Source organism: Streptomyces sp. NPDC052682 (genome assembly GCF_040678435.1).
Classification (GTDB): Bacteria; Actinomycetota; Actinomycetes; order Streptomycetales; family Streptomycetaceae; genus Streptomyces.
This window is the reverse complement of the sequence record NZ_JBFATS010000009.1, coordinates 239,690-265,956: the sequence shown is the minus strand read 5'-3', so window position 1 is coordinate 265,956 and position 26,267 is coordinate 239,690. Positions and strand designations below refer to the sequence as shown.

Annotated in this window: 24 protein-coding genes; 12 read left to right on the top strand and 12 right to left on the bottom strand. The window is 73.0% G+C overall.

Features of this window, described 5'->3' with window-relative positions; all coding sequences use genetic code 11:
* Positions 1 to 13: 13 nt before the first annotated feature.
* Both AB0K80_RS16850 and AB0K80_RS16845 read right to left on the bottom strand, forming a co-directional pair.
* Positions 14 to 880 carry a hypothetical protein gene (locus AB0K80_RS16850; protein ID WP_365670161.1) on the bottom strand — a complete coding sequence of 289 codons (867 nt, stop codon included), beginning with the start codon at positions 878 to 880 and terminating at the stop codon, positions 14 to 16.
* Between the two features lie 212 nt (positions 881 to 1,092).
* Complete coding sequence (locus AB0K80_RS16845; protein ID WP_365670159.1) at positions 1,093 to 1,692, bottom strand: class I SAM-dependent methyltransferase; 600 nt, start codon at positions 1,690 to 1,692, stop codon at positions 1,093 to 1,095.
* A gap of 172 nt (positions 1,693 to 1,864) precedes the next feature.
* Between AB0K80_RS16845 and AB0K80_RS16840 the strand changes: the two genes are divergently transcribed.
* Genes AB0K80_RS16840 through AB0K80_RS16820 form a run of 5 tightly spaced genes read left to right on the top strand, consistent with a single transcriptional unit; the run spans position 1,865 to position 6,774 of the window.
* Positions 1,865 to 2,638, top strand: coding sequence for an MHYT domain-containing protein (locus AB0K80_RS16840; RefSeq protein ID WP_365670157.1), 774 nt, complete (start codon positions 1,865 to 1,867; stop codon positions 2,636 to 2,638).
* A gap of 54 nt (positions 2,639 to 2,692) precedes the next feature.
* Positions 2,693 to 5,206, top strand: a complete 2,514-nt coding sequence (locus AB0K80_RS16835; RefSeq protein ID WP_365670155.1) for an ATP-binding protein — start codon at positions 2,693 to 2,695, stop codon at positions 5,204 to 5,206.
* Positions 5,203 to 5,676, top strand: a complete 474-nt coding sequence (locus tag AB0K80_RS16830; protein ID WP_365670153.1) for a roadblock/LC7 domain-containing protein — start codon at positions 5,203 to 5,205, stop codon at positions 5,674 to 5,676. The genes AB0K80_RS16835 and AB0K80_RS16830 overlap by 4 nt, the downstream gene beginning before the upstream one ends.
* 22 nt (positions 5,677 to 5,698) lie before the next feature.
* Positions 5,699 to 6,124 (top strand): DUF742 domain-containing protein, encoded by a 426-nt coding sequence (locus AB0K80_RS16825; RefSeq protein ID WP_365670151.1) that lies wholly within the window; start codon positions 5,699 to 5,701, stop codon positions 6,122 to 6,124.
* Between the two features lie 44 nt (positions 6,125 to 6,168).
* Positions 6,169 to 6,774: an ATP/GTP-binding protein gene (locus AB0K80_RS16820; protein ID WP_365670132.1), complete on the top strand. Its 606-nt coding sequence runs from the start codon at positions 6,169 to 6,171 to the stop codon at positions 6,772 to 6,774.
* Between the two features lie 15 nt (positions 6,775 to 6,789).
* Here the strand turns inward: AB0K80_RS16820 and AB0K80_RS16815 are convergent, their stop codons facing one another.
* A complete protein-coding gene (locus AB0K80_RS16815; protein WP_365670127.1) occupies positions 6,790 to 7,218 on the bottom strand; it encodes a PPOX class F420-dependent oxidoreductase in 429 nt (142 codons plus the stop codon).
* Positions 7,219 to 7,331: 113 nt separating this feature from the next.
* Between AB0K80_RS16815 and AB0K80_RS16810 the strand changes: the two genes are divergently transcribed.
* The 3 genes from AB0K80_RS16810 (at position 7,332) to AB0K80_RS16800 (ending at position 11,102) form a co-directional block, all read left to right on the top strand.
* Positions 7,332 to 7,745 carry a roadblock/LC7 domain-containing protein gene (locus AB0K80_RS16810; protein WP_365670124.1) on the top strand — a complete coding sequence of 138 codons (414 nt, stop codon included), beginning with the start codon at positions 7,332 to 7,334 and terminating at the stop codon, positions 7,743 to 7,745.
* A gap of 126 nt (positions 7,746 to 7,871) precedes the next feature.
* Entirely contained in the window at positions 7,872 to 8,753 is an 882-nt protein-coding gene (locus AB0K80_RS16805) for a DUF6397 family protein (protein WP_365670122.1), read from the top strand.
* Positions 8,754 to 9,089: 336 nt separating this feature from the next.
* A complete protein-coding gene (locus AB0K80_RS16800; RefSeq protein WP_365670120.1) occupies positions 9,090 to 11,102 on the top strand; it encodes a spermidine synthase in 2,013 nt (670 codons plus the stop codon).
* A 140-nt stretch (positions 11,103 to 11,242) separates the two neighbouring features.
* On the opposite strand, the gene AB0K80_RS16795 is transcribed toward AB0K80_RS16800, so the two are convergent.
* Both AB0K80_RS16795 and AB0K80_RS16790 read right to left on the bottom strand, forming a co-directional pair.
* The gene (locus tag AB0K80_RS16795; RefSeq protein ID WP_365670118.1) at positions 11,243 to 12,112 is read right to left on the bottom strand and encodes an acyl-CoA thioesterase II; all 870 of its coding nucleotides are present in this window, start codon (positions 12,110 to 12,112) and stop codon (positions 11,243 to 11,245) included.
* A gap of 46 nt (positions 12,113 to 12,158) precedes the next feature.
* The gene (locus AB0K80_RS16790; RefSeq protein ID WP_365670116.1) at positions 12,159 to 14,672 is read right to left on the bottom strand and encodes a DUF3516 domain-containing protein; all 2,514 of its coding nucleotides are present in this window, start codon (positions 14,670 to 14,672) and stop codon (positions 12,159 to 12,161) included.
* A 145-nt stretch (positions 14,673 to 14,817) separates the two neighbouring features.
* Between AB0K80_RS16790 and AB0K80_RS16785 the strand changes: the two genes are divergently transcribed.
* Entirely contained in the window at positions 14,818 to 15,612 is a 795-nt protein-coding gene (locus tag AB0K80_RS16785; protein ID WP_365670114.1) for a metal-dependent hydrolase, read from the top strand.
* A gap of 32 nt (positions 15,613 to 15,644) precedes the next feature.
* On the opposite strand, the gene AB0K80_RS16780 is transcribed toward AB0K80_RS16785, so the two are convergent.
* From AB0K80_RS16780 to AB0K80_RS16765, 4 genes are all read right to left on the bottom strand, one after another.
* Complete coding sequence (locus tag AB0K80_RS16780; RefSeq protein ID WP_365670112.1) at positions 15,645 to 15,896, bottom strand: type B 50S ribosomal protein L31; 252 nt, start codon at positions 15,894 to 15,896, stop codon at positions 15,645 to 15,647.
* 70 nt (positions 15,897 to 15,966) lie between these two features.
* A complete protein-coding gene (locus AB0K80_RS16775; protein ID WP_365670110.1) occupies positions 15,967 to 16,437 on the bottom strand; it encodes a DUF5709 domain-containing protein in 471 nt (156 codons plus the stop codon).
* A 310-nt stretch (positions 16,438 to 16,747) separates the two neighbouring features.
* Positions 16,748 to 18,529, bottom strand: a complete 1,782-nt coding sequence (locus AB0K80_RS16770; protein WP_365670108.1) for an ABC transporter ATP-binding protein — start codon at positions 18,527 to 18,529, stop codon at positions 16,748 to 16,750.
* Positions 18,526 to 20,349: an ABC transporter ATP-binding protein gene (locus AB0K80_RS16765; protein ID WP_365670106.1), complete on the bottom strand. Its 1,824-nt coding sequence runs from the start codon at positions 20,347 to 20,349 to the stop codon at positions 18,526 to 18,528. Before AB0K80_RS16765 ends, AB0K80_RS16770 begins: the two co-directional genes overlap by 4 nt.
* A gap of 228 nt (positions 20,350 to 20,577) precedes the next feature.
* Between AB0K80_RS16765 and AB0K80_RS16760 the strand changes: the two genes are divergently transcribed.
* Positions 20,578 to 21,306, top strand: coding sequence for a hypothetical protein (locus AB0K80_RS16760; protein WP_365670104.1), 729 nt, complete (start codon positions 20,578 to 20,580; stop codon positions 21,304 to 21,306).
* Positions 21,307 to 21,381: 75 nt separating this feature from the next.
* On the opposite strand, the gene AB0K80_RS16755 is transcribed toward AB0K80_RS16760, so the two are convergent.
* Both AB0K80_RS16755 and AB0K80_RS16750 read right to left on the bottom strand, forming a co-directional pair.
* On the bottom strand, positions 21,382 to 21,759 hold the full coding sequence (locus tag AB0K80_RS16755; protein WP_365670101.1) for a VOC family protein: 378 nt from the start codon (positions 21,757 to 21,759) through the stop codon (positions 21,382 to 21,384).
* A gap of 35 nt (positions 21,760 to 21,794) precedes the next feature.
* The gene (locus AB0K80_RS16750; RefSeq protein ID WP_365670099.1) at positions 21,795 to 22,244 is read right to left on the bottom strand and encodes a MarR family transcriptional regulator; all 450 of its coding nucleotides are present in this window, start codon (positions 22,242 to 22,244) and stop codon (positions 21,795 to 21,797) included.
* 108 nt (positions 22,245 to 22,352) lie between these two features.
* Between AB0K80_RS16750 and AB0K80_RS16745 the strand changes: the two genes are divergently transcribed.
* Together AB0K80_RS16745 and mltG are read left to right on the top strand one after the other, a co-directional pair.
* Positions 22,353 to 24,164 (top strand): ABC transporter ATP-binding protein, encoded by a 1,812-nt coding sequence (locus tag AB0K80_RS16745; RefSeq protein WP_365670097.1) that lies wholly within the window; start codon positions 22,353 to 22,355, stop codon positions 24,162 to 24,164.
* 43 nt (positions 24,165 to 24,207) lie between these two features.
* Positions 24,208 to 25,095, top strand: coding sequence for an endolytic transglycosylase MltG (gene mltG, locus AB0K80_RS16740; RefSeq protein ID WP_365670095.1), 888 nt, complete (start codon positions 24,208 to 24,210; stop codon positions 25,093 to 25,095).
* Here the strand turns inward: mltG and AB0K80_RS16735 are convergent.
* The gene (locus AB0K80_RS16735; RefSeq protein WP_365670093.1) at positions 24,996 to 26,195 is read right to left on the bottom strand and encodes an NAD(P)-binding domain-containing protein; all 1,200 of its coding nucleotides are present in this window, start codon (positions 26,193 to 26,195) and stop codon (positions 24,996 to 24,998) included. The two genes, mltG and AB0K80_RS16735, sit on opposite strands and share 100 nt — an antisense overlap.
* Between the last annotated feature and the right edge of the window lie 72 nt (positions 26,196 to 26,267).

The window sequence follows — 26,267 nt, the reverse complement described above, 5'->3', positions numbered from 1 at the left end:
CCGCCGGGCGGCGTCAGCTGGGGCGCACGGCCATCTTGTCGAGGGCCTCCAGGAGAGCCGGCAGTTCCGGTCCCCGGCCCACCGGCAGGACCTCGCCCGGTTCCTCGTCGAGCAGCACGAACGCGATGTCGTCGGTCCGGGCCACCAGCGACCAGCCCGGGCCGTCGGCGCGCAGGGTCCGGGCGTCGCCCGTCGCGAAGGACGACCGGACCCTGCCCAGCGGCGGCGGGATGTCGAGGTAGGCGCGGGCCTCCGCGAGCACGCGCCGAATCCCGCTGTGGCCCGTCGGCGCCTCCCGCGCGGCGCCGTCCGCGCCGTCCGCGCCGTCCGTGCCGCCAGGGCCGTCCGAGGGCCCGGCCTGCGGACCCGGCCGCACGAAGTCCGTGTCGTCCACCTGTTCCCGCCACATCGCCCACTGCAGCGCGATCTCGTCCGCTCCCAGACGCCGCTGAGCGGGGCCCCAGGTGGTGGTGTCCGGCGGCGTCAGGGGCGGCCGGCCGGCTTCCCGGGGGTCCGGGTCGTGCGGCGCGGGCACGCCCGGGGCGGCGACGGCGAGGGCGAGGGGCCAGCCGGGCAGCGCGGCCACGACCGTACGCTCGTCGGGCGACAGGTCGTACTCCATGCCGCAGTCCCACGACGCGATCGCGACGGCGACCAGGGAGACGTCGTCGACGACGACGGTCCAGCGCGCGCCGGCGCCGTCCTGGCCGAGCACCAGCCCGTACCCGTCGGCGAGCGGCGGGAGGCCGAGCGCTGCGCACGCCTCCGGATAGTCGTCGCCCAGCACGCTCGGGAACTTCGCCGGCGTCAGCAGCACCGCCGTGAGCACGTAGAGCGCGTCGTCCTCGGCGGCGACGGCGACCTCGTCGGTCCCGGCCATCCCAGCCTCCCCATGGTTCGTCCAACGGCGCGCACCCTAGTGCGCCCGGAAGCCGCTTGTCACGACCTCACCAGCGCACCCGAGCTGCAGTTTTCCGGACTCGGCGGGGCGAATCGGCCGCCCTCAACCGGTACGTCAGGCCGCCGGGGGCCGTGGTGCGGGCCCAGCAGCGTCCGCACCACGGCCGGCGGCGGTGTTCGCCCGGCCTGTGCTCAGCCCTCGCGTACCGCCAGCGCCAGGAAGCGGGTGTCCTCGTCGACGTACGACGTCATGTGCCACCCCGACCTCCCGAGCAGTGGCCGGAGGTGGGGTTCGGCCCGCAGGTCGTCCGGGGTGATCTGCCGGCCCTGCCGTGCGGCCAGGGCCGCCCTGCCGAGGGGATGGAACAGCGCCAGCACGCCGCCGGGACGCACCACACGTGCCAGCTCGCGCAGGTTCTCGGCCGGGTCCGGCAGGTGGGAGACGAGGCCCGCACCGAACACCGCGTCCAGCGACTCGCTGCGCAGCGGCAGCGCCGTCACGTCGGCGAGCAGCAGCCGCCCGGCGCGGTCGCGTCCGGCCCGCACGGCCTGCTCCAGCATGGCCGGGGTGAGATCCACCCCCACGACCACTCCTGACGGCCCCACGGCCGCCCGCAGCGGCGGCAGGGCACGTCCGGTGCCGCACCCCGCGTCGAGCACCCGGTCCCCCGCGCGCAGCCCCAGCTCGGCGACCGCCGCCGCGTAGGCCGGACCGTCGTCGGGGAACCTGCTGTCCCAGTCGGCCGCGCGGGCGGTGAAGAACTCCTGCACACGTGTGTGGTCGTCGCTCATGCCCGCATGATCCCGCACACATACCGGCGACGCGGTGCACCCGTTCGATGGACACTTCTGCGCGCATGTTCGAGCCTGACGCGGTCGTTCCGGTGCATCGCCGCGTCATATTCCGACACCTTTCGAACGCGCCCCCGTTGTGCGCCCGGGGCGGGGCTAGCGTCCCGGGCCCATGGGACACCTGGACCACGCCGCCCTGGGGTGGCTGACCCCCGTGCTGTCGTACGTGATGGCCTGTACCGGCGCCGCCCTCGGGCTGCGCTGCACCGTGCGGGCGCTCGCGGCCACCGGGCGGGCGCGTCGCAACTGGCTCGTCACCGCCGCCTCCGCGCTCGGCACCGGCATCTGGACCATGCACTTCGTGGCCATGCTCGGCTTCAGCGTCAGCGGCACCGGCATCCGCTACGACGTGCCGCTCACCCTCGCCAGCCTGCTGGTGGCCATGCTCGTGGTCTGCGCCGGCGTCTTCGCCGTCGGCTACGGCCGCGACCGCGGGCGGGCGCTGCTGCTGGGCGGCCTGACCACCGGTCTCGGCGTCGCCAGCATGCACTACCTCGGCATGGCGGCGGTGCGCCTGCACGGCGACGTGCGCTACGACCCGGTCCTCGTCGCGTTGTCCGTGCTGATCGCCGTCGTCGCGGCGACGGCGGCCCTGTGGGCGGCGCTCCACATCAAGTCGCCCGTCGCGGTCACCGTCGCCTCCCTGATCATGGGCGCCGCCGTCAGCAGCATGCACTACACCGGGATGTTCGCGGTGAGCGTGCGCGTCACACCCTCCGGGCAGGCCCTGCCCGGGGCCACGGCGATGCAGTTCATCTTCCCCCTCGCCGTGGGTCTCGGGTCCTACCTCTTCCTGACCTCCGCCTTCGTCGCGCTGTCGCCGACGGCGGGGGAGCGCGCGGCGTCCGCCTCGGCCCAGCGGACGGCCGGGACCGCCGTCCCCTAGGCCCGGCCCCGAGTTGCGGTCGGCAGGCCCGAACCACTCCGGAGCGAGGAGTCCATGCCCACACCCCGTAGGAACCGCACCCCCGGCGGCGAGGCGCCGCCCCGGCCCGCCGTGCGAGGCCGGCGGGCCCACGCCGGACCACCGGCCGACGAAGACCGCCCCGACACCGCGCCGAGCGAGGTTCCCACGCGCGCGTGGCGCCGGCGGATCCGCCCCCGCACCGTGCGCGCCAAGATCGTCTGCCTGCTGATGGTGCCGGTCGTCTCCCTGCTGGCCCTGTGGGCGTACGCCACCGTCACCACCGCCCAGGACGTCTCCCGGCTGCGGCAGGTGCAACGTCTGGACGCCCTGGTCCGCGCTCCCGTCAGCGCCGCCGTCACCGCCCTTCAGGCCGAACGCGCCGCCGCGGTCCGCCGGGCGACCGCCCCGTCCGCCGCCCGGCCGGACGAGCTGAGCAGTCTCGCCCGGCGCACGGACCGGGCCGTCGCCGGACTCCGCCTCGGCGACCATCACACCGTCGCCGACGGCGAGGAACTGCCCGCCGCGGTGGCCGCACGGCTCGAGGCGTTCGTCACCGGCGCGGAGCGGCTGCGCCCGCTGCGGACCGCCGTGCTGGACCGCCGGGTCGGCTGGGAGGAGACGTACGACCGGTACACGCGGGTCATCGCGACGGCGTTCGGGGTGGGCGGCGCCCTCGCCGGTGTCCAGGACGCCGATCTCGGCTCCGACGCGCGCGTGCTGGTGGAGTTCTCCCGCGCGGGCGAGGCGCTGGCCCGGGAGGACGCGGTGCTGGCCAGTGCCCGTCATGCGGGGAACCTGAGCGGCGAGCGGCTGCGGCTGTTCACCGGCGCCGTCGAGCTGCGCCGCACCCTCACCGAGTCCGCCGTCGCCGACCTGCGCGGCACCGAACGTGCCGCCTGGAACAGCCTCGTGGACAGCGGCGCTCACGACAGCCTCGGCGCCGTCGAGGACAAGGTCCTCGCGGCCGCCCCGGGCGCCCGCGCCGTCGACGCCGTCCCCGAGGACACCTGGACGACCGCGCACACGCGCGTCCAGGACGGCATGCGCGCCATCGAGGACGACACGGGACGCGGGGTCGCCGACCGGGCCGACCCGTTCTCCCGGGGTCTGCTCACCCCGGCCGGCGCCGCCGTGCTGCTCGGACTCGCCGCCGTCGCCGCCTCGCTGGTCATCTCCGTACGCATCGGCCGCGGCCTGGTGATCGAGCTGGTGAGCCTGCGCAACAGCGCCCTGGAGATCGCCCGGCGCAAACTCCCCGAAGCCATGCGGAAGCTGCGTGCCGGGGAGGAGATCGACGTCCGCGCCGAGGCCCCGCCCGGACCGCCCGCCGAGGACGAGACCGGGCAGGTCGCCGAGGCCCTGGGCACCGTCCACCGCGCCGCGCTGCGGGCCGCTGCGGAGCGCGCCGAGCTGGCGAGCGGCATCTCCGGGGTGTTCGTCAACCTGGCCCGGCGCAGCCAGATCCTCGTCCACCGCCAGCTGAGCCTCCTGGACAGCATGGAACGCCGCTCCGAGGACCCCGGCGAACTCAGCGACCTGTTCCGGCTCGACCACCTCACCACCCGGATGCGGCGCCACGCCGAGAGCCTGATCATCCTCTCCGGCGCGGCCCCCGGCCGGGCCTGGCGCACACCCGTCTCGCTGACCGACGTGGTCCGCGCGGCCGTCTCCGAGGTCGAGGACTACGCGCGCGTGGAGGTACGGCAGCTGCCCGAGGCCTCCGTGCTCGGCGCCGCCGTCGCCGACCTCACCCATCTGCTGGCCGAACTGATCGAGAACGCCGCCCAGTTCTCGCCCCCGCACACGCGCGTGCGCGTCACCGGCGAACCCGTCGGCAACGGCTACGCCCTGGAGGTCGAGGACCGCGGACTGGGCATGGGCAAGGAGACCCTGGCCGAGGCCAACCGCCGCATCGCCGAGTCCGAGGCGCTCGACCTGTTCGACAGCGACCGGCTCGGCCTGTTCGTCGTCAGCCGGCTCGCCGCCCGGCACGCCATCAGGGTGCATCTGAAGACCTCGCCGTACGGCGGCACCACCGCGGTCGTCCTGCTGCCCACCGCCCTGCTGCACAGCGGCGCGGCCGCACGCCCACCCGGACACGCGGCCCAGGCACCGCAGCCCGGGGAACGCGCGTACGCGCGCGTGCCCGGCGACGAGCCGTACCAGGAGGCCGTCCCGGCGCAGGCCGACCGGCGCGCGCCGGCGGCCCCGGTACCGGCCGCGGCGCACACCGCCCCCCAGAGCCCACCCCCAGGAGTCGCCACCTTGCGCCTGCACCGCCTTCAGGACGAACCCCAGGGCTCCGACGACCTCCCGCGCCGCGTACGCCAGGCCAGCCTCGCGCCCCAACTGCGCGACGGCCGGCCCGAGGACCCTCCGCCCGCGTCCGCGCCCCACCGCGACGAGGAACGCACCCCCGAACTCGTACGGGACCGCATGGCGGCCTACCGCGACGGCTGGGCGCGCGGCGGCGGCAGACAACCCGGCCGCGGGGCCACGCCCGGCCCGGCGGCGGGCAGCGACGGCAGCGAAGGAGAGCCCGCATGATCCAGGACCCGAGCATGAGGAGCGCCACGGAGGTGCCCCCGCGCGAGCGAAGCCGAGAGCGGGGCAGGTCGGGTGAGCTCGACTGGCTGCTGGACGACCTGGTCCTGCGCGTCCACGACGTACGGCATGCCGTGGTGCTGTCCAACGACGGACTCGCCACGGGGGCCTCCAGCGACCTCGGGCGTGAGGACGCCGAACACCTCGCCGCCGTCGCCTCCGGCTTCAACAGCCTCGCCAAGGGGGCGGGCCGGCACTTCGGAGCCGGCGGCGTACGCCAGACCATGGTCGAGATGGACGACGGTTTCCTGTTCGTGGCCGCCGCCGGTGACGGATCCTGCCTCGCCCTGCTCACCGCCGTCACCGCCGACATCGGCCTGGTGGCCTACGAGATGGCGCGGCTGGTCAAACGTGTCGGCGAGCACCTCGACGCGCCGCCGCGCCTCGGCACGCGGCCGCCCACCGCCGGATGAGACACGAAGACGGGCCGCGGACATGACCGAGGAGCACAGGAGCGGGGCGACGACCGCTGTTCCGCGCGAGCAGGGCAGCCAGTGGTACGACCACGAGGCCGGGCCCCTCGTCCGCCCGTACGCCATGACGGGCGGCCGCACCCGGCCGGGCCCCACCGGGGTCCGCTTCGACCTGATCGCGCTCGTCACCCTGAACCAGGCCGCTGCCGGAGCCGACGACAGCGCGCTCGGGCCCGAGCACCTGGCCCTGCTGAAGCTGTGCCGCGCGGAGACCCAGTCGGTCGCCGAACTCGCCGCGGGCGCGGACCTGCCCGTCGGCGTCGTCCGGGTGCTGCTCGGCGACCTCCTCCAACTCGGCCGCGTCACCGTCAGCCGCCCTGTACCGCCCGCCCACCTGCCCGACGAACGGATCCTGCGCGAGGTCATCGCGGGACTGCGGGCGCTGTAGAGGGCCGTAACAGAACGTACCGCCACTCCCGAGAGAAGTGATCCATGGTCTGCGAGCACCCCGACGCCCAGGACGGCGAGAGCACCGCCCTGGCGTTGAAGATTCTGGTCGCCGGCGGGTTCGGCGTGGGCAAGACCACCCTGGTCGGCGCGGTCAGCGAGATCCGGCCGCTGCGCACCGAGGAACTGCTCAGCGAAGCGGGCCAGTCCGTGGACGACACCGACGGAGTGGACCACAAGGTGACGACCACCGTCGCCATGGACTTCGGCCGCATCACGATCCGCTCCGGCCTGTCCCTGTACCTGTTCGGCACGCCCGGCCAGGACCGCTTCTGGTTCCTGTGGGACGAGTTGGCGCAAGGAGCCCTCGGCGCGGTGGTCCTGGCGGACACCCGGCGGATGGAGGACTGCTTCCCGGCGGTCGACTACTTCGAGCACCGGCGCATCCCGTTCGTGGTGGCCGTCAACTGCTTCCCCGGCGCCCGGCGCTTCGCAGCGCAGGACGTCTCCCGGGCCCTCGACCTCGACGAGGGCACGCCCGTGGTGCTGTGCGACGCGCGCGACCGCGACTCCGGGAAGGAGGTCCTCATCCGGCTCGTCGAGTACGCCGGGCGGATGCACACCGCCCGGCTGCTCGACTCGGTGGGATGAGCACGGCCCTCGGCCTCAGTCGGAAACGCCCTTCTCCGCGAGGACCTTGTCGATGGTGACGCGGACGAGGACTTCGCCCGGCACCCCGTTGCGGGCGCCGAACTCCTCGGCGCGGTCCTCGCCCATGTACCGGGCCGCGATCCGGGTGGCCCAGTGCCGCACCTCGTCGAGGTCCTGCGAGATACGGGCGCGGCCCCGCAGTATCACGAAGTCGAACGGTGGCCGGTCGTCGTCCACGCACAGGGCGACCCGGCCGTCCCTGGCCAGATTGCGCCCCTTCACGCTTCGCTCACCGGTGTTGAACACCACCTCGTCCCCGTCGAGCAGGAACCAGACCGGGGTCACGTGCGGACTGCCGTCGGCGCGGACGGTGGCGAGTTTTCCGGTGCGGGTCCCGTACGAGACGAACTCCCGCCACTGCGCTTCGGTCATCTTCTGTGCCATGCCTCCATCCTCCTTGCCCGCGGTGCGGTCGTGGGGAAGGCTGGCGTGGAGATCCTCCGGCCGTCCGCGGCCGTGAGGTGACACATACGGGGAGAACACGGGGAGACCGCGACATGGCGCAGAACCAGGGACTCGACTGGCTGCTGGACGATCTGACCCAGCGCGTGGAACACGTGCGGCACGCGCTGATCCTGTCCAACGACGGTCTGGTGACGGGGGCGAGCACGGGACTGCGACGCGAGGACGCCGAGCACCTGGCCGCCGTGTCGTCCGGACTGCACAGCCTGGCCAAGGGCTCGGGACGCCACTTCGGCGCGGGCGGGGTGCGTCAGACGATGATCGAGTTCGACGACGCGGTGCTCTTCGTCACCGCGGCCGGCACCAGCAGCTGTCTGTGCGTCCTGAGCGGAGCCGAGGCCGACATCGGGCAGATCGCGTACGAGATGACACTGCTGGTCAACCGGGTCGGCGAGCATCTCGACGTGGAGGCCCGCCGCCCCGGACGGACACCCGACCCAGGCCTGTGACCTGCGCTTTCTCCTTCTCCCGTGGAGTTATCCACAGGCTCGCCACGAGATCCGCCGAACCGGCTACGGTCTTTCCACGGCGAACGCACCGGGCGTCAGCCGCCGACTCCACGGGGGAGACCGACCATGACCGGCACCGTCACCACGCCACCCGGCCACCGTCCCTGCGCACCGAGCCGGGCCGCGCGGGAACTGGGCCTCAAGCGCGGCGAGTTCGATCTCGCCGTGAACCTCGGACTCATCCGCACCGTCCCCGACGAGGGAGGCGGGAGCGGACGCGTCGCCCGCGCCGAGCTCGACCGTCTGCGGGCCACGGAGGGCCTGGCGGAGGAGCTGCGCGAGCGCGTGAGGACCATGGGCAGCAAGGAAGGCGCCGAGCTCGTCGGCGTGACGCCCACCAGGTTCACGCGCCTGGCCCGCCTTGGCCGGATCGTCCCCGTGCGCTTCTACCTGAACCGCTACCGGACGATCATCTGGCTGTATCTGGCCGAGGAACTACGGCAGTTCGCGTCCGACCCGGGCAACGCGCCCCTGCTGAACGGCCGCATGCCCGCGGAACTGCGCAGGCAGGAGGAAGCCGGGCAGGACCGCAGGCCCCGCAACTGGCGAGTGCGTCACCTCGGCTTCCTGCTGCGGCAGGCCGGGGACGATCCCTGGGCACGGGCGGCGGCGGTGGCCTGTCTGCTCGACCCCGCCGACGTGACGGACGTCGTACGAGACAGGGAGGAACGCGCCCGGCTGGACCGGCTCCGGCCCCCGCTTCCGGTGCACGGCGCGCCCGGCTCGCCGGCCGCGGAGCTCGGCGAGACGCTCATGACGGCCGACGAGCCGGACGAGATCGCCTGGCTCCGCGCCGACCTGGCCCGGACGGTCGAGGAGGCCCGGGCCCTGCGGCCGGGACCGGAGCGGACCGTGCCACCACCGCGTCCCGAAGGCGAGCGGCCCGCACGGCGGGAGACTCCGCGTCCGCGCGGCCTGCTGGGCCGGCTTCGGCGCGGTGCCTCGTGACCAGCCGGCTCCGGCCCCGTCAGGTTCGGCCCCCGCGCGGCGTGCTCCGTACGCAGCGCGCAATCCGCCCGCCATCGGCGGCACGTCGCCGGGTGTCCGCGCCGCGAGATCGAACCACCCGGGGTGGCCGCCGGGCCGGGCGCCGTCTTGCGCACCGAAGCGGTCAGAAGATCAGCCCGGCGCGGCTCGCCGCAGCGTTCCCGTGCTCCGTCGGCACGACCAGCCGATCGGACCGCGGGTCGCACCGGCACGGCACCTCGATTCCCCGCGCCGCACCTGGCACCGTACATCCGCATGAAGACGTCCGAAACCGGGCAAACCGAAAAAATGGTGCAAGTGCGCTGGAAGCTGGTGCTGGCCAGCACGACCATGCTCTTCGTCGAGCTGGCGCTGATCAGGTGGGCGGGCGCCAACGTCGTCCACCTCAGTTACTTCTCGAACTTCATCCTGCTGGGATCGTTCCTCGGCATCGGCATCGGGTTCCTGATCCCCGCCGCGCGCGGACAGTGGCTCAAACGCTGGACACCGGTCCCTCTCGCGCTCCTCGTCGTCCTGGTGCGGGAGTACCCGGTGCAGGTGCGTCAGAGCAGCGCGGAGGTCATCTACTTCACGGCCGTGAAGACGACCGGACTGCCCGAGTGGGTGACACTGCCGGCCATCTTCCTGCTGACCGCGCTGATCATGGCGGGCATCGGAAAGATCACAGCCGATCTCTTCCGTCAGCTTCCCTCGCTCGATGCCTACCGCTACGACCTGCTCGGCAGCATCACGGGTTCGGTGTCCTTCGCGGTGCTGTCCTGGCTGCGGGCCCCGTCGGTCGTCTGGGGTGTGCTCGCCGCGGTGGCCCTGCTGATCCTCGGGGGACGGCGCAACACCCTCTGGTACGGCATCCCCCTGGTGGCCATGGTCGCCGCGCTCTTCCTGGAGACGGCGACGGCCGGCATCTCCTGGTCGCCCTACTACAAGATCGAGGTCAAGGCCGCGCCGTCCGCGACCCGGACCTGGTACATCTCGGCCAACGGCGTCCCGCACCAGAGCACCGCTCCGCTGGCGGTGCTGATGCGGGAGAACTCGCCCTACCGCAAGGCGTACGACCAGACCCCCGGCAATCCGCACAAGCGGGTGCTGGTCATCGGGGCCGGCAACGGCAACGACGTCGCGGTGGCGCTGGCGCACGGAGCGGAGCGCGTGGACGCCGTCGAGATCGACCCCCGGCTGCAGGAGATCGGCGCCCAGCGGCATCCCGCCAGACCGTACGACGACCCCCGCGTGCACGTGCACATCGACGACGGGCGGGCCTTCCTGGAGCGCACCGACGCCAAGTACGACCTGGTCGTTCTCGCGCTGCCGGACTCGCTGACGCTGGTGTCCGGCGCGAGCAACCTGCGCCTGGAGAGCTATCTGTTCACCCGGCAGGCGTTCGAGGCCGCGCGCGACCACCTTGCCCCGCACGGCGCGTTCGCCATGTACAACTACTACCGCAAGGACTGGCTGGTCGACCGTTTCGCCGGGTCACTCGAAGACGTCTACGGTCACGCGCCCTGCATGACGACGTTCAAGAAGAACGCGGCCGTGCTGGTGTCGGGGATGACGACCGCCGACCAGAGCTGCGAGAAGACCTGGCAGGCGAGCGGCGCCGTCCCGGCGGCCGCGACCGACGACCACCCCTTCCCGTATCTGCTCCACCGGAACATCCCCACGCTGTACCTGGGCGCGCTGGGCGCGATCCTGCTGGTGGCACTGTTGTCCGTGCGCCTGGCCGGGGTGCGCATCCGCAGGACGCTCCGCTACGCCGACATGTTCCTGCTCGGTGCGGCCTTCATGCTGCTCGAGACGAAGAACGTGATCGGCTTCGCGCTCTACTTCGGCACGACCTGGCTGGTCAACGCCCTGGTCTTCTTCGGCGTGCTGCTCGCTGTCCTCGCGGCGCTCGAGGTCCGGCGCAGGCTGCGGCGGGTCAACCAGACGCTCCTGCAACTGCTGCTCTTCGCCTCCCTCGCCGTAGCCTGGCTCGTCCCCGCGGACGCCGTGCTCTCGCTGCCCTTCGCCGGGCGGCTGGCCGCGGCGATCGCCCTGGCCTTCACACCCATCTTCTGCGCCAACCTCATCTTCTCCGACCGCCTCGCATCCGCCTCCGACCCGACATCCGCGTTCGGAGCGAACCTGCTGGGCGCCATGACCGGGGGCGCGCTCGAGTACCTGGCACTGGTGACGGGCTACCAGGCTCTGCTGCTGGTGGTCGCCGCGCTGTACCTGGGCGCGTTCGCCGTCATGCGCTTCGCCGGTCGTGGGCCGGGCGTTCAGGCACCGCGCATGCCGGGCGAGACGGCCACCGTCAACACCAGGTAGAGCCCCGGTGCCACGTCGCGCTCCCCGGGGACCGGGCTCGGGGGCGCGGTCCCGTCGCTGTGGCCGCCGGACCCGGCGACCACAGCGCGCACCAGGCGGGTGAACCGCCCCGCCGGGCCGGCAGGGGCGCCGGTGGCCGGTCAGTCCAGCCGGCGGAAGAGTCCCTCCTGCACCACCGACACGACCAGCCGGCCCTCGCGGTCGTAGATCCGCCCGCGCGCCAGGCCCCTGCCGCCCACCGCGATCGGCGACTCCTGGTCGTACAGCAGCCACTCGTCGGCCCGGAACGGCCGGTGGAACCACATGGCGTGGTCCAGCGACGCCATGTCGAAGCCCCGCGGCCCCCACAGCGGCTCGACCGGGATGCGCACGGCGTCCAGCAGGGTCATGTCGCTGGCGTAGGTCAGGGCGCAGGTGTGCACGAGGGGATCGTCGCCGAGCGGCCCGACCGCGCGCATCCACACCGCGCTGCGGGGCTCGGCGTCCTTGACCTCCTCGGCGCTCCAGCGCAGCCGGTCCACGTAGCGGATGTCGAAGGGCTGGCGGCGGGCCATCCGCTCCAGCTGCTCGGGCAGCGTGCCCAGGTGCGCCCGGATCTCGTCCGTGACGGTCGGCAGGGACTCGGGGTCCGGGACCTCGCGGGCGGGCGGCAGCTGGTGCTCGAAGCTGCCCTGTTCCGGCTTGTGGAAGGAGGCGGTGAGATTGAAGATCCTGCGGCCCTGCTGCACGGCGGTGACCCGGCGGGTCGTGAACGACCGGCCGTCCCGCACCCGCTCGACCTGGTACACGATCGGCACGCCCGGCCGGCCCGGGCGCAGGAAGTACGCGTGCAGCGAGTGCACCGGGCGGTCGCCCTCCGTGGTGCGCCCGGCGGCGACCAGCGCCTGGCCCGCCACCTGGCCGCCGAAGACCCGCTGGAGGGACTCCTGCGGGCTGCGGCCACGGAAGATGTTGACCTCGATCTGCTCCAGGTCGAGCAGATCGACAAGCCTCTCGGCCGGGTTCGTCATGACGGGGATGCTCCTGTGCTCACGGTGGGGCGGCTGGGGCGGCTGCTCACAGCTGGCCGACGTCGGTGACGCGGACGACCGCGCGGCCCTCCGCGTCGGAGGCCGCGAGATCCACCTCCGCGCTGATGCCCCAGTCGTGATCGCCGTTCGGGTCGTCGAAGATCTGGCGGACCCGCCACAGCCCGTTCTCCGGCTCCTCCGTGATGACGAGCAGCTTCGGGCCGCGGGCGTCGGGGCCGGTGCCGAGGTCGTCGTACTCCTCCCAGTACTTGTCCATCGCCTCGCCCCACGCCTCGGCGTCCCAGCCGGACTCGGCGTCCATCTCGCCGAGCTCCTCGACCTGGTCGAGGGCGGCGAGTTCGACGCGGCGGAACAGGGCGTTGCGGACCAGCACACGGAAGGCACGCGCGTTGGTGGTGACCGGCTTGACCTCGTCGGCCTTCTCCTGGGCCTCCTCGGCGGTCATCTCCTCCGGGTTGGCGAGCTGCTCCCACTCGTCCAGCAGGCTGGAGTCGACCTGGCGCACCATCTCGCCCAGCCACTCGATCAGGTCCTGCAGGTCCTCCGACTTGAGGTCGTCGGGGACGGTGTGGTCGAGGGCCTTGTAGGCGCTGGCGAGGTAGCGCAGCACGATGCCCTCGGTGCGGGCCAGCTCGTAGAAGGACACCAACTCCGTGAAGGACAGTGCCCGCTCGTACATGTCCCGCACGACCGACTTCGGCGACAGCGGATGGTCGCCGACCCAGGGATGGCTCTTGCGGTACGTGTTGTACGCGTGGAAGAGCAGCTCCTCCAGGGGCTTGGGGTAGCTGATGTCCTGGAGGCGCTCCATGCGCTCCTCGTACTCGACGCCGTCCGCCTTCATCGCGGCCACGGCCTCACCGCGCGCCTTGTTCTGCTGGGCGGCGAGGATCTGCCGCGGGTCGTCCAGCGTCGACTCCACGACGGACACCATGTCCAGCGCGTACGACGGCGACTCCGGGTCGAGCAGCTCGAACGCGGCGAGCGCGAAGGTGGACAGCGGCTGGTTGAGCGCGAAGTCCTGCTGGAGGTCGACGGTCAGGCGGACGATGCGGCCTTCGGCGTCCGGCTGGTCCAGCTTCTCGACGATCCCGCCGTCCAGCAGGGAACGGTAGATCGCGATCGCCCGGCGGATGTGCCGCAGCTGCTGCTTGCGCGGCTCGTGGTTGTCCTCCAGCAGGCGGCGCATCGCCTCGAAGGCGTTGCCGGGCCGGGCGATCACCGACAGCAGCATGGTGTGCGTCACGCGGAAGCGGGACGTCAGCGGCTCCGGCTCCGACTCGATGAGCTTCTCGAAGGTCTTCTCCGTCCACCCGACGAAGCCCTCGGGCGCCTTTTTGCGGACGACCTTCCGCCGCTTCTTCGGGTCGTCACCGGCCTTGGCCAGCGCCTTCTCGTTCTCGATGACGTGCTCGGGCGCCTGGGCGACGACGAGCCCCGCCGTGTCGAAGCCCGCCCGGCCGGCCCGGCCCGCGATCTGGTGGAACTCCCGGGCCCGCAGCGTGCGCACGCGGTTGCCGTCGTACTTGGTCAGGGCCGTGAACAGCACCGTGCGGATGGGGACGTTGACGCCCACGCCGAGCGTGTCCGTGCCGCAGATCACCTTCAGCAGACCGGCCTGCGCTAGCTTCTCCACCAGCCGCCGGTACTTGGGCAGCATGCCGGCGTGGTGGACGCCGATGCCGTGCCGGACGTAGCGGGAGAGGTTGCGGCCGAACTTCGTGGTGAAGCGGAAGTTGCCGATCAGCTCGGCGATCCGGTCCTTCTCCTCACGCGTGCACATGTTGATGCTCATCAGCGCCTGCGCTCGCTCCACGGCCTGCGCCTGCGTGAAGTGCACGATGTACACCGGCGCCTGGCGGGTCTCCAGGAGGTCGGTGAGCGTCTCGGTGAGCGGGGTGTACCGGTACTCGTAGGAGAGCGGCACGGGGCGGGTCGCCGAGCGGACCACCGCCGTGGGGCGGCCGGTGCGCCGCGTGAGGTCCTTCTCGAAGAAGGACACGTCACCGAGGGTCGCCGACATCAGGATGAACTGCGCCTGCGGCAGCTCCAGCAGCGGGATCTGCCACGCCCAGCCGCGGTCCGGCTCCGCGTAGAAGTGGAACTCGTCCATGACGACCTGGCCGACGTCCGCCTGCTTGCCGTCCCGCAGCGCGATCGACGCCAGCACCTCGGCGGTGCAGCAGATGACGGGGGCGTCGGCGTTGACGGAGGCGTCGCCGGTGAGCATGCCGACGTTCTCCGTGCCGAACAGCTTGCACAGCTCGAAGAACTTCTCCGACACCAGCGCCTTGATCGGGGCGGTGTAGAAGGTGACCTCGTCCCGGGCCAGCGCGGCGAAGTGCGCGCCCGCCGCGATCATGCTCTTGCCGGAGCCGGTGGGCGTCGACACGATCACGTTCGCCCCCGAGACCGCCTCGATCAGCGCCTCCTCCTGGTGGGGGTAGAGCGTGAGACCACGCTCCTGGGCCCACGACTCGAAGGCCTCGTACAGGTCGTCGGGGTCGGCGGTCGGCGGCAGCTGATCGATGAGGGTCACGGACCCATCTTGCCTGGCCTCCTGGCCGATCCGGGAATCGGATGCGGGTACGAAGATCGCGAACGCTACGCTGTGTCGCCGACGGCGCGTCAACGCACCCGGTCAACTGGACAGCGGCACACGAGGAATGGAACAGGCGACGGCGATGATGGGACCAGCACACTCACTCTCGGGCGCCGCGGCCTGGCTCGGCGTCGGTGCGGCCGCAGCCGCGGCCGGGCATCAGATGCCCTGGCCGGTCCTGGTCGCCGGTGCCCTGATCTGTGCCGGCGCCGCCCTCGCCCCCGACCTGGACCACAAGGCGGCGACCATCTCGCGGGCCTTCGGACCGCTGTCGCGCTGGCTGTGCGAGATAGTCGACAAGCTGTCGTACGCCGTCTACAAAGCGACGAAGAAGCAGGGCGACCCGCGTCGCTCCGGCGGGCACCGCACCCTCACGCACACCTGGCTGTGGGCCGTCCTGATCGGCGTGGGCAGTTCGGTCGTGGCGATCACCGGCGACCGCTGGGGCGTGCTGGCTGTCCTGTTCGTGCACATGGTGCTGGCGATCGAGGGTCTGCTGTGGCGGGCTGCCCGCGGCTCCAGCAGCGACGTACTGGTCTGGCTGCTCGCCGCGGCCACCGCGTGGATCCTCGCCGGCATCCTGGACAAGCCGGGCAACGGCTCCCACTGGCTGTTCACCGCGCCGGGGCAGGAGTACCTGTGGCTGGGGCTGCCGGTGGTGCTGGGCGCGCTGGTGCATGACATCGGGGACGCGCTGACCGTCTCGGGCTGCCCGATCCTGTGGCCCATCCCCGTGGGCCGCAAGCGCTGGTATCCGGTCGGGCCGCCGAAGGCCATGCGGTTCCGGGCGGGCAGCTGGGTCGAGCTGAGGGTGCTGATGCCGGCGTTCATGGTGCTGGGCGGCGTGGGCTGCGCGGCGGCGCTCAACGTGATCTGAGCGAGCCGGGCCGCGCCCTCGCTCCCGGCGTCCTACTGCGACCCGCCGCCGTACCGGCGCTCGAATCGGGCGACGCGGCCCTCCGAGTCCACCGTCCGGGCCTTGCCCGTGTAGAAGGGGTGGCTCTCCGAGGAGATCTCCACGTCCACCACCGGGTAGGTCTCGCCGTCGTCCCACTCGATGGTCTGGTCGCTGGTCGCGGTGGACCGGGTCAGGAAGGCGTATCCGGCGGCGCGGTCACGGAAGACGACGGGGTGGTAGTCGGGGTGCTTCTCCTGCTGCATGGATGCTCCTCGGACGGCTTCGGCCGGCTGTGGACCGGCTTCGCTCGGCGGCGTCGGGCGCGGGTGGGCGTCAGCCGGGCAGGGACTCCTCGTCGACGATGTGCACCGCGGCCTCCTCGGCCGAGGCCGCCGCACCGTCGATGCCGACGTCCCGGGCGACGAGCGCGGGCTCCTCGTCCTCATGCGCCCCCTCGTCGGGTGCCACCAGACGGCCGGAGCGAACCGCGCCGACCTCGTTGTCCAGGAGTTCGCCGTCCGTGCTCGCGCAGTCGCCGAGACCGTCACCGTCCGGAACGCCCGGTTCCGGCAGCTCCTCGGCGAGCCGCTGGTCCAGCGTCTCGCCCAGCCGGCGCTCCGCCGCTGTCACGCCGACGTGGTCCACGGCCCAGGGCCGCTCGGGAGGAGACCAGCCCCGGTCGAGCGGATCGTCGACACCGTCGTAGTCCAGGGTGTCCTCGGCGTCGAGCAGGCCCGTGTCCTCCCGCTGGTCGGACGCATCGGGCTGGTAGACGTCGTCTCCCCATCCGCCGGCGTTGTTCACGGATACCTCCTGGGGGTGGGGACGGGCCCCCGGCCATGGCGGCCGAGCGGGCCGCCGCTGCACGGGGCACCGGCGCCACCCGTCGCTGAACCGCGCGGTCACCGGGCGTTCCCCGAGCCGGTGCCTGACTCCAGACTTCCACCCCGCTTCGGGACCGCGCAACGGCACGCAGCTCTCCGGGGTGCCCGCTCAGTTCGCCGTCCGGGCGGGGCCGGACACCGGCCGGCGCCAGGCGCCGGCCTGGCCGGCCACGGCCGTGCGGGCCTGCCCCGGCCAGGGGGAGTCCCCCCGCCCGCAGCGGACGCCCGGGTCAGCCGTGCCACGACCGCCACAGGGCCGCGTACGCGCCGTCCGCCGCGACCAGTTCGTCGTGGCTGCCCAGCTCACTGATGCGGCCGTTGTCGACGACCGCGATGACGTCCGCGTCGTGGGCGGTGTGGAGGCGGTGGGCGATGGCGACGACGGTGCGGCCGTCCAGGACCCGGGCCAGGGACCGTTCCAGGTGGCGGGCGGCCCGCGGGTCGAGCAGGGAGGTGGCTTCATCCAGGACCAGGGTGTGCGGGTCGGCCAGTACCAGGCGGGCCAGCGCGATCTGCTGGGCCTGCGCCGGGGTGAGGGCCACCGCGCCCGAGCCGACCTCGGTGTCCAGGCCGTCGTCGAGGGCCCGGGCCCAGCCGTCCGCGTCGACCGCGCCCAGCGCCGCCCACAGCTCGGCGTCGGTGGCGCCGGTGCGGGCCAGCAGCAGGTTGTCGCGCAGGGAGCCCACGAAGACGTGGTGCTCCTGGTTGACGAGGGCCACATGGGAGCGGACCCGTTCCGCGGTCATCCGGGACAGCTCGGCGCTGCCAAGGGTGACCCGGCCCTCCCGGGGCGCGTAGATGCCGGCGAGCAGCCGGCCCAGGGTGGACTTGCCCGCGCCGGACGGCCCGACCAGCGCCAGCCGGGTGCCCGGCGCCACCTCCAGGGTCACCTCGCGCAGGACGTCCACGCCCTCCCGGTAGCCGAACCGCACCCGGTCGGCGTGCACCTGGCGCCCGTCGGGTGCCAGCTGCGGATCACCGGCGTCCGGTTCGATGTCGCGGACGCCGACCAGCCGGGCCAGGGACACCTGCGCCACCTGGAGCTCGTCGTACCACCGCAGGATCAGACCCACCGGGTCGACCAGCATCTGGGCGATGAGCGCGGCCGTCGTCAGCTGGCCGACGCCGATCCAGCCGTGCAGGACGAACGCGCCGCCGATCATCAGCACCGAGCCGAGCACCGTCACATGGGTGGCGGTGATGACGGGGAAGAGCACCGACCGCAGCCAGAGCGTGTAGCGCTCCCAGGCCGTCCACTCCCGGATCCGCTGCTCGGACAGGGCGACGCGGCGCTCGCCGAGACGGTGGGCCTCGACGGTGCGGCCGGCGTCCACGGTCTCGGCGAGCGCCGCGGCCACGGAGGCGTATCCGGCGGCCTCCGAGCGGTACGCGGCGGGCGCCCGCCGGAAGTACCAGCGGCAGCCGATCACCAGCAGCGGCACGGCGAGCAGCACCGCGGGCGCGAGCGGCGGCGCCGTCACCACCAGGCCGCCCAGCAGCAGCCCGGCCCACACCACGCCGATCGCCAGCTGGGGCACGGCCTCGCGCATCGCGTTGGCCAGACGGTCGATGTCCGTGGTGATCCGCGACAGCAGATCGCCGGTCCCGGCCCGCTCCAGCACGCCCGGCGGCAGCCCGACCGACCGTACGAGGAAGTCCTCGCGCAGGTCGGCCAGCATCTGCTCGCCGAGCATCGCGCCGCGCAGCCGTACCTGCCGCACGAACACGGCCTGGACGGCCAGAGCGGCGAGGAACAGCCCCGCGGTCAGCTCCAGGTGCAGCTCCCGCGCGCCGTCGGACACCCGCTCCACCAGCCCGCCCAGCAGGTACGGGCCCGCCATCGAGGCGATGACGGCCAGCGTGTTCACGGTGACCAGCAGCACGAAGGCCCGGCGGTGCCGGCGCAGCAGTTCGGCCACGTAGGCGCGTACGGTCGCGGGCGCGCCGACCGGCAGGGTGCCGGCCGTCGTCGGGGCCGCCGGGTCGTACGCCGGGGGCGCCACGCCGATCATGCTGTCTCCTCGATCTCTTCCAGGTCCAGGACGGTCTCGTCCAGCTCCAGTACGTCGCCGCGCGCGGCGCGCCCGCCGGACGGGGCCTCGTCGTCGGTCTCGCGCGTCACCACCGCCCGGTACCGGGGTTCGGTGCGCAGCAGTTCGCGGTGTGTGCCGACCGCCACGGCCTCGCCGTCGTGCAGGAACACCACCCGGTCCGCGCGGTCGAGCAGCAGCGGGGAGGAGGTGAACACCACGGTCGTGCGCCCGGCGCGTAGGTCCCGTACGCCCTGGGCGATGCGTGCCTCGGTGTGCGAGTCGACGGCCGAGGTCGGCTCGTCCAGGACCAGTACCTCCGGGTCCGTGATCAGCGACCGGGCCAGGGCGAGCCGCTGGCGCTGGCCGCCGGACAGGGACCGGCCGCGCTCGGTGATCCGCGCGTCCAGCGGGTCCTGCGCGTCGAGCGAGCCCTGCGCCAGCGCGGCCAGCACGTCGTCGCACTGGGCGGCCGCCAGGGCCTCGCGCGCCTCGACATCGCCCGAGGCGGGGACGTCGAGCAGGTCGCGCAGGGTGCCCGACAGCAGCACCGGGTCCTTGTCCTGCACGAGGACGGCCGTACGGGCGGACTCCAGCGGCAGCTCGTCGAGCGGTACGCCGCCCAGCAGCACCGACGGCCCCTCCTCGGCGGGGTGGCCGCCGAGCCGTTCCGCGAGCCGTCCGCCCAGGTCGGGGTCGCCGCAGACCACGGCGGTGAACCGGCCGGCGGGCGCCAGCAACCCGGTGGCCGGGTCGTACAGGTCGCCTGCGGGAAGGCCGGCCGTGCGCGAGCCCCCGGCGTCGGTCGCCCGCTCCAGCGCCAGCACGCCCGCGGCCCGCCGGGCCGAGGGCTTGGAGAAGGAGTAGGCCATGGCGATCTCTTCGAAGTGCCGCAGTGGATAGGTCAGGATCATCACCGAGCTGTAGACGGTGACCAGTTCGCCGACGGCGACCCGGCCCTGGCGGGCCAGGTGGACGCCGTGCCAGACGACCGCGATGAGCAGCAGCCCGGGCAGCAGCACCTGGATGGCGGAGATCAGGGACCACATCCGGGCGCTGCGGACGGCTGCGTGGCGGACCTCCTGCGAGGCGCGGCGGTAGCGGTCGAGGAACAGGTCCTCCCCGCCGATGCCGCGCAGCACGCGCAGACCGGCGACGGTGTCGGAGGCGAGTTCGGTGGCGCGTCCGGCCTTCTCGCGCTGGATGTCGGCGCGCCGGGTCGCACGCGGCAGCAGCGGCAGCACGGCGAGCGCCAGCACGGGCAGGCCCAGGGCGACGACCACGCCGAGCGCGGGCTGGTAGACGACCAGTCCCACGCAGGCCACCACCACGGTGAGCGCCGCCGCGGTGAACCGGGACAGGGCCTCGACGAACCAGCCGATCTTCTCGACGTCGCCGGTGGAGACGGCCACCACCTCACCGGCTGCCACGCGCCGGGTCAGCGCCGAGCCGAGCAGGGCGGCCTTGCGGGCCAGCAGCTGCTGCACGCGGGCCGCGGCGGTGATCCAGTTGGTGACGGCGGCGCGGTGCAGGAAGGTGTCGCCGAGCGCGATGGCGGCACCGCACAGCACCAGCAGCCCGCCCACCAGGGCAAGCCGGGTGCCGGAGCGGTCGACGACCGCCTGGACGGCGAGACCGACACAGAACGGCAGGGCGGCGACGGAGACGAAGTGCAGCAGCCCCCAGGCCAGCGACGTGAGCTGTCCGCCCAGCTGGTTCCGGAAGAGCCACCACAGGAATCGGGGGCCCGAGCGCGCGTCCGGCACTCCGGGGTCGGAAAAGGGAAGGTCCTGGATCTGCATGACGTCCCAGTGGCTCGTTGGCTCGTGTCAGGGGTCGAACGGGGAGAGGAGAAGGCGGGGGCGGACAGCGCGGTGACGACCGCGAACGGCCCTGCGAACCGTGTCAGGTTGGCGTCGCCGAGCGGTGGGACGCAAACGGTTTTCCACGCCACCGCACAGAACCGGCTGGCCTCGCGCCGGCGCACGCCGCGTGCCGATCCGGCCCGGACCTGATGCGACGATGGGGCGATGCGAAGTGGTGCTGCACGACGGGCGAGGGCCGCGCTGGCGGTCCTCGCGTCCCTTCCGGTGGCCCTGACGGCCTGCGGCGGTGCCGGACACGGCGGCCCCGGATCCGGTGCCGGCGCCGCCCCCACCCGCCCGGCCGCGTCCGGCGCGACCCGCATCCCCGGCGTGGGCGACCGGTTGCAGCGGCGGATCCCGTCCGGCACCCGCCAGGTCGTCGCGGTCTACGGTGACGGCAGGAACTCCGCCACCTCGACGGTCGTGCTGTACGCCCGGCACGGCGCCACCTGGCACCGGGTCCGCGGCTGGGCCGCGCACAACGGCAGGAAGGGCTGGACCACCGACCACCACGAGGGCGACCACCGCAGCCCCGTGGGCGTGTTCACCCTCAGCGACGCGGGCGGTGTGCTGCCGGACCCGGGCGCGAAGCTGCCGTACACGCGCTCCGCCGCGTTCGCCGCGCCGCGGTGGTGGGCGAAGTCCTACTGGCACGACTTCGACTACGCCATCGCCATCGACTACAACCGCGTCAAGGGCACCCCACCCAACGACCCGACCCGCCCCCTGGGCCGGCGCAAGGGCGGCGGCATCTGGCTGCACCTGGACCACGGCAGCGGCACCTCGGCCTGCGTCAGCCTGCCCGAGCCGGCGATGGAGTACCTGCTGCGCACGCTGGACCCCGCGCGGCATCCGGTGGTGGTGATGGGGGACAGGGCGGATCTGAAGGCCTAGGGGCTGTCGTCCGGATCATTCCGGCGTCGACAGACCCTGGCCGTCCCGGCCGCGAGAAGGCGTCCCCTGGCGTGTTCAGTGACGCACGAGGCAGAACGGGTGGCCCGCGGGATCGGCGTAGACACGCCAGCTCCGGTCCGGTGCGCCGGCGTCCAGCACGCGGGCTCCGGCGGCCAGGACCCGCTCCTGCGTGCGGTCCAGGTCCGGGACGCCGAAGTCCAGGTGGAACTGCTGCGGACGGGCCGGGTCCGGCCACCGCGGCGGCCGGTGCTCCGCCACGCGCTGGAACGCCAGGACCAGACCGGACGGCGTGTGCAGCGTCGCCCAGTCCTCGCCCACCGACCAGCGCCGGTCCGGCTGGTTGACGGCGCCGCCGAGAAGCGACTGGTAGAAGCCGGCGAGTTCCAGCGGGTCGGGGCAGTCGAGTACGACGCACTGCAGAGCGGCGATCATGCGCAGAGCCTAGGGCGGGACGGCTACGGCCCGCCTCAGCAGGACCGCACCGGCTCCCCGTCGATCAGGGTGTCCAGCAGCCCCCCGAGCACCTGCCGCTGCTCCGGCGTCAGCGGTGCCAGGATCTCCTCCGCGGCGGACCGGCGGACGGCCCGGAGTGTGCGCAGAGCACCGCGGCCGTCGTCCGTGAGCTCGATGCGGATCACCCGGCGGTTGGCCGGGTCCGGGACCCGGCGTACCTTGCCGCTCGCCTCCAGCGCGTCGACCAGTGTCGTCACGGCCCGCGGCACCACCTCCAGCCGCTCGGCCAGGTCGGCCATGCGGGGCGGCGAGCCGTAGTGCGCGAGGGTGCGCAGCAGCCGGGACTGCGCCGGGGTGATGCCGAGCTCGCGCCCCTCCAGGTGGCGTTTCTGGATGCGGTGCACCCGGCGGGTCAGCCGCAGCAACTGCTCGGCGAGCAGGCCGTCGGGGTCGGGGGTGGTCATGCGGGAACAATATCAGGACGCCGTTCATTGTGAGTGCAGGTAACAATGAGCTAGGCTCCGGCAGCCCGCGGAGCCATCCTGCCCGGCCGACCCGCCCCGAAGGAGCCCATGCACCCCGACCACCACCCCACCTGGACCCCGCCCGCCGGAGCCGAGCAGCAACCCCGGCAGGTGCGCCGTATCCTGCGTCTCTTCCGGCCCTACCGGGGCCGGCTCGCGATCGTCGGACTGCTCGTCGGCGCCGCGTCGCTGGTCTCCGTCGCCACGCCGTTCCTGCTGAAGGAGATCCTGGACGTCGCGATCCCCGAGGGCCGCACGGGCCTGCTCACCCTGCTCGCCCTCGGCATGATCCTCAGCGCTGTCCTCAACAGCGTCTTCGGCGTGCTGCAGACCCTGATCTCCACGACGGTCGGCCAGCGCGTCATGCACGATCTGCGTACCGCCGTCTACGGCCGCCTCCAGCGCATGTCGCTCGCGTTCTTCACCAGAACCCGCACGGGCGAGGTGCAGTCCCGCATCGCCAACGACATCGGCGGCATGCAGGCCACCGTCACCTCCACCGCCACCTCGCTCGTCTCCAACGCCACCAGCGTGATCGCCACGATCGTCGCGATGATCGCCCTGGACTGGCGGCTGACGGTGGTCTCGCTGCTCCTGCTGCCGGTGTTCGTGTGGATCAGCCGACGCGTCGGCGACGAGCGCAGGAAGATCACCACCCAGCGCCAGAAGCAGATGGCCGCGATGGCCGCCACGGTCACCGAGTCGCTGTCCGTCAGCGGCATCCTGCTGGGCCGCACGATGGGGCGGTCCGACTCGCTGACGCGTTCCTTCGCCGAGGAGTCGGAGCGGCTGGTCGACCTGGAGGTGCGCTCCAACATGGCCGGGCGGTGGCGCATGGCCGTCATCACCATCGTCATGGCCGCCCTGCCCGCCGTCATCTACTGGACCGCCGGCCTGGCCCTCCAGCTGGGCGGCCCGCAGGTCTCGATCGGCACGATCGTCGCCTTCGTCTCGCTCCAGCAGGGCCTGTTCCGCCCGGCCGTGAGCCTGCTGTCCACCGGTGTCCAGATCCAGACCTCGCTCGCGCTGTTCCAGCGCATCTTCGAGTACCTGGACCTGCCGATCGACATCACCGAGCGCGAGAACCCGGTGCGCCTCGACCGGATCAAGGGCGAGGTCCGCTTCGAGAACGTCACCTTCCACTACGGCGCCCAGCAGGACGGCGCCCGCCCGATCCTCGACGGCGTCGACCTCACGATCCCCGCCGGCGGCAGCCTCGCGGTCGTCGGCCCCACCGGCGCCGGCAAGTCCACGCTCGGTTACCTGGTGCCGCGGCTGTACGACGTGACGGGCGGGCGCGTCACCCTGGACGGGGTCGACGTCCGCGACCTCGACTTCGACACCCTGGCCCGGGCGGTCGGCGTCGTGTCGCAGGAGACGTACCTCTTCCACGCCTCCGTCGCCGACAACCTGCGCTTCGCCAAGCCCGACGCCACGGACGAGGAGCTGTACGCGGCGGCCAGGGCGGCGCAGATCCACGACCACATCGTGTCCCTGCCCGACGGGTACGACACGGTCGTGGGCGAGCGCGGCCACCGTTTCTCCGGCGGCGAGAAACAGCGGCTGGCCCTCGCCCGCACCATCCTGCGCGATCCGCCGGTCCTCATCCTCGACGAGGCCACCAGCGCCCTGGACATCCGCACCGAGGCCGCCGTCCAGGAGGCCATCGACGCGCTGTCCGCCAACCGGACCACCCTCACCATCGCCCACCGGCTGTCCACCGTGCGCGGTGCCGACCAGATCGTGGTCCTGGACTGCGGCCGGGCCGTCGAACGGGGCACGCACGAGGAGCTGTTGGAGCGGGACGGGCGGTACGCGGCGCTTGTACGCCGGGATGCCCAACTCGAGCCGACAAAGTGAAGATATGCCGGGTTTGTGCCGGTATGCGGGTTACCGTGCCCGCATGCAGACCAACACTCCACCACGGAGCACGAAGGGCTCACGGGGCACGATCCGGCTGACGCGCCGGGGCCGTGTCGTCCTCATCGCGACCGGGGCCGTCGTGGCGGGCACCGTCGTGGCGGTGCCGCTGCTGATGCTGCGCGGCGCCGAGCAGACCAGGCCGGCCACGCTGGTCATTCCGGAGGGCTGGCGTGCGAGCCAGGTGTACGCCGCCGTCGACAAGGCCCTCGCCCTGCCCGCGGGCACCACCAGGAAGTCCCTCGGCAAGGCCGACCTGAAGCTGCCGAACGACGCCGAGGGGAACCCCGAGGGCTACCTCTTCCCGGCGACGTATCCGCTGAGCGAGAACGCGACCCCGGAGAAGCTGCTGGCGCTCATGGTCGACACGGCCGACAAGAAGTTCAACCGCGCGCCGATCGCCGCCGGCGCCCAGCGCAACGCGATGAACGTCTACCAGGCGGTCACCATCGCGAGCATCGTCCAGGCGGAGGCCGCGACCAAGGCCGACATGGGCAAGGTGGCCCGGGTGATCTTCAACCGGCTGGAGCGCGGGATGCCGCTCCAGATGGACTCGACGATCAACTACGCCCTGAACCGCTTCACCCTGCGCACCACCGACAGCGACACCCGGATCAACAGCCCTTACAACTCCTACCTGCGCATGGGACTGCCGCCCACGCCCATCGCCAACCCGGGCGAGGAGGCCCTGCGGGCCGCGACCAACCCGACGCCGGGCAACTGGCTCTACTTCGTCACGGTCAAGCCGGGCGACACCCGCTTCACCGCCGACTACGCTGAACACCAGCGCAACGTCGCCGAGTTCAACGCCCAGCACAAGGCCCGGGAGAAGAAGACCCCGGAGGCGAGGACCCCGCAGCCGGCCTCCTGACCGGCCGGGACGTCACGCTGCGGCCGGCTCGGGGGCCGGCGCTGCGGCCCCTCGGCCAGCAGACGCCTGATGTCCCGTACGGCCGCGCGGCCGGCCCGGTTGGCGCCGATGGTGCTGGCGGACGGACCGTAACCGACGAGGTGGACGCGCGGGTCGGCCACCGCGCGCGTGCCCTCCAGCCGGATGCCGCCGCCGGGCTCGCGCAGCCGCAGCGGCGCGAGGTGGTCGATGGCGGCCCGGAACCCGGTGGCCCACAGGATGACGTCCGCCTCGACGTGCCGGCCGTCCTGCCACGCCACACCGGTCGGCGTGATCCGGTCGAACATCGGCTGCCGGTCCAGGACACCGTCCGCGAGGCCCTGCCGGACGGCGTCGGTGAGCGGCAGACCCGTGACCGACACGACGCTCTTCGGCGGCAGGCCCTGCCGCACCCGTTCCGCCACGAGCGCGACGGCCGCCCGCCCCGCGTCCTCGTCGAACGGGCCCTCACGGAAGACCGGCGGCCGCCGGGTCACCCACGTGGTGGCGGCCGCGTACGGGGCGATCTCCAGCAGATGCTGCGTACCGGACGCCCCGCCGCCCACCACCACGACCCGCTGCCCGGCGAACTCCTCGGGTCCGGCGTACTGCGCGGTGTGCAGCTGCCGCCCCCGGAAGGTCTCCTGACCGGGGTAACGCGGCCAGAACGGCCGGTCCCAGGTGCCGGTGGCGTTGATCAGCGCCCGGGCGGACCACACACCGGCGGAGGTCTCCACCAGCAGCCGGCCGTCCCCGCCCTCGCGCACGGCCCGTACGTCCACCGGCCGCCGCACCCGCAGGTCGAAGGTGCGCTCGTAGGTGTCGAAGTACTCGGTGATCACCTCGGCCGACGGCCGCCCCGGGTCGGCGTCCGTCAGCTCCATGCCGGGCAGGGAGTGCATCCCGTGCACCTTGCCGTACGTCAGCGACGCCCAGCGGAACTGCCAGGCCCCGCCCGGCCCGGGGGAGTGGTCCAGCACGACGAACCCCGGGCCGGGCTCGAACCCGGTGCGGCGCAGGTGATACGCGCTGGACAGCCCGGCCTGACCGGCGCCTATGACGACGACCTCGGTGTAGTTCACATTTCTACCAACCGTGCGGGACGCGGGGATCTTCCCGCACGGCCGGTCGCATCCGGTCACCTGCGGCCGCTG

Bases quoted from the DNA above. Each gene is read 5' to 3' on its own strand.
- AB0K80_RS16850 (WP_365670161.1), bottom strand. From the start codon at position 880: ATGGCCGGGACCGACGAGGTCGCCGTCGCCGCCGAGGACGACGCGCTC.
- AB0K80_RS16845 (WP_365670159.1), bottom strand. From the start codon at position 1,692: ATGAGCGACGACCACACACGTGTGCAGGAGTTCTTCACCGCCCGCGCG.
- AB0K80_RS16840 (WP_365670157.1), top strand. From the start codon at position 1,865: ATGGGACACCTGGACCACGCCGCCCTGGGGTGGCTGACCCCCGTGCTG.
- AB0K80_RS16835 (WP_365670155.1), top strand. From the start codon at position 2,693: ATGCCCACACCCCGTAGGAACCGCACCCCCGGCGGCGAGGCGCCGCCC.
- AB0K80_RS16830 (WP_365670153.1), top strand. From the start codon at position 5,203: ATGATCCAGGACCCGAGCATGAGGAGCGCCACGGAGGTGCCCCCGCGC.
- AB0K80_RS16825 (WP_365670151.1), top strand. From the start codon at position 5,699: ATGACCGAGGAGCACAGGAGCGGGGCGACGACCGCTGTTCCGCGCGAG.
- AB0K80_RS16820 (WP_365670132.1), top strand. From the start codon at position 6,169: ATGGTCTGCGAGCACCCCGACGCCCAGGACGGCGAGAGCACCGCCCTG.
- AB0K80_RS16815 (WP_365670127.1), bottom strand. From the start codon at position 7,218: ATGGCACAGAAGATGACCGAAGCGCAGTGGCGGGAGTTCGTCTCGTAC.
- AB0K80_RS16810 (WP_365670124.1), top strand. From the start codon at position 7,332: ATGGCGCAGAACCAGGGACTCGACTGGCTGCTGGACGATCTGACCCAG.
- AB0K80_RS16805 (WP_365670122.1), top strand. From the start codon at position 7,872: ATGACCGGCACCGTCACCACGCCACCCGGCCACCGTCCCTGCGCACCG.
- AB0K80_RS16795 (WP_365670118.1), bottom strand. From the start codon at position 12,112: ATGACGAACCCGGCCGAGAGGCTTGTCGATCTGCTCGACCTGGAGCAG.
- AB0K80_RS16785 (WP_365670114.1), top strand. From the start codon at position 14,818: ATGATGGGACCAGCACACTCACTCTCGGGCGCCGCGGCCTGGCTCGGC.
- AB0K80_RS16780 (WP_365670112.1), bottom strand. From the start codon at position 15,896: ATGCAGCAGGAGAAGCACCCCGACTACCACCCCGTCGTCTTCCGTGAC.
- AB0K80_RS16770 (WP_365670108.1), bottom strand. From the start codon at position 18,529: ATGATCGGCGTGGCGCCCCCGGCGTACGACCCGGCGGCCCCGACGACG.
- AB0K80_RS16765 (WP_365670106.1), bottom strand. From the start codon at position 20,349: ATGCAGATCCAGGACCTTCCCTTTTCCGACCCCGGAGTGCCGGACGCG.
- AB0K80_RS16760 (WP_365670104.1), top strand. From the start codon at position 20,578: ATGCGAAGTGGTGCTGCACGACGGGCGAGGGCCGCGCTGGCGGTCCTC.
- AB0K80_RS16755 (WP_365670101.1), bottom strand. From the start codon at position 21,759: ATGATCGCCGCTCTGCAGTGCGTCGTACTCGACTGCCCCGACCCGCTG.
- AB0K80_RS16750 (WP_365670099.1), bottom strand. From the start codon at position 22,244: ATGACCACCCCCGACCCCGACGGCCTGCTCGCCGAGCAGTTGCTGCGG.
- AB0K80_RS16745 (WP_365670097.1), top strand. From the start codon at position 22,353: ATGCACCCCGACCACCACCCCACCTGGACCCCGCCCGCCGGAGCCGAG.
- mltG (WP_365670095.1), top strand. From the start codon at position 24,208: ATGCAGACCAACACTCCACCACGGAGCACGAAGGGCTCACGGGGCACG.